The sequence below is a fragment of the Actinotignum stranguriae genome (genome assembly GCF_051265215.1).
In the GTDB taxonomy this organism is placed as follows: Bacteria; Actinomycetota; Actinomycetes; order Actinomycetales; family Actinomycetaceae; genus Actinotignum; species Actinotignum schaalii_C.
Window position 1 is genome coordinate 1 of sequence record NZ_JBOZCJ010000049.1, and the last position, 1,217, is coordinate 1,217.

1 protein-coding gene is annotated in these 1,217 nt (G+C 60.5%); it reads left to right on the forward strand.

The window, feature by feature from the left end:
• Positions 1-77 precede the first annotated feature (77 nt).
• Positions 78-1,199, forward strand: a complete 1,122-nt coding sequence (locus ACRQEG_RS09485) for an IS1249 family transposase (RefSeq protein ID WP_320758325.1) — start codon at positions 78-80, stop codon at positions 1,197-1,199.
• The last annotated feature ends 18 nt before the right edge of the window (positions 1,200-1,217 follow it).

A 1,217-nucleotide genomic window follows, 5' to 3' on the forward strand; every position in this document is an offset into this window, starting at 1 on the left:
AAACGTGTTGGTTTAACCCCGACTTTCCCGCACTACACCACCACAAACTAGCCCTCCGACTCGGCTTAAATAAGTAAATGCCGAATCCGAAATGCAAAACATGCGCCAAGCCCACCCAAAAATGGGGAACAACCACGGCCGGGAAACCCAGGTATCGCTGCCCGCAATGCAAGACCACCCAAACTAGACGCAACACCACCACAGCACGCGACCTCACGGCCTTCTGGGATTACCTACTAGGCGAATACACCTACCGCCACCACCCCGGCCAGGGACGGTCTCTGCGCCGCCGTTTCGCCCCGCTTTGGAGTCTCTGGCCGGTCTACACCACCGTCAGCGAACACCATCACGTGGTCTTCGTTGACGGGATCTACCTAGCCCACCGCCTGGCCGTGTTGATCGCCTGCACGAAAACACACGTGCTGGGCTGGTACGTGGCCAGAAGCGAGACCACCGCGGCCTGGATAGCCCTCTTCTCCCGTATCGCACCCCCGGATGTGGTGGTCTGCGACGGGGGAAGCGGGATCGCCAGCGCCGTCAAGCACGCCTGGCCGACCACACGTATCCAACGCTGCACGTACCATGCTTTCTGCGCCGTCAAACGCCACACCACCACCCGGGCACGCACCCAGGCCGGCGTCGAGCTCTACGGCCTTGCCAAAGATCTCCTAGGCGTGGCTACGCGCGAGGAAGCAGTGGACTGGGTCGGGCGCCTAGCGGCATGGAACCAGGCCTGGAAAGCGCTGCTAGCGGAGAAAACCCGGCTGCATGATGGAAGGATCGTGGACACACACGCACGCCTGATTAAGGCCCGTAACTCGCTGAACACGCTGGTACGTAACCAGACATTATTCACCTACCTGGAACCCGCGTTGGTCGTGGAAGACGACCCGATTCCCGCCACGTCGAATCTGATCGAGGGAAAGATTAACTCCCAGTTGCGGGCGATGCTGCGCCGGCATAGGGGCATGAGCTTGCTCCACCAGATCAAGGCCGTGTTGTGGTGGTGCCAGCGGCATACCGAGAATCCGGGCAGTGCCGGGCAAGTCTTGCATCGCACGGTCAGTGATGACCAGATCGCAGCCCTTTTCGCCCGGGCACGCGAGCGTCGCCAAGCACAGGCCGAGACCGAGATGTGGGGCACGGGTATCGAGTGGACCGATCTACACAACGGGGCTAAATGGAACCAAACCTACTAAACCGTAACCAACACATTT

What these genes read in the sequence shown, in the direction of transcription:
- ACRQEG_RS09485 (WP_320758325.1), top strand. Translation starts at nt 78, where the DNA reads ATGCCGAATCCGAAATGCAAAACATGCGCCAAGCCCACCCAAAAATGG.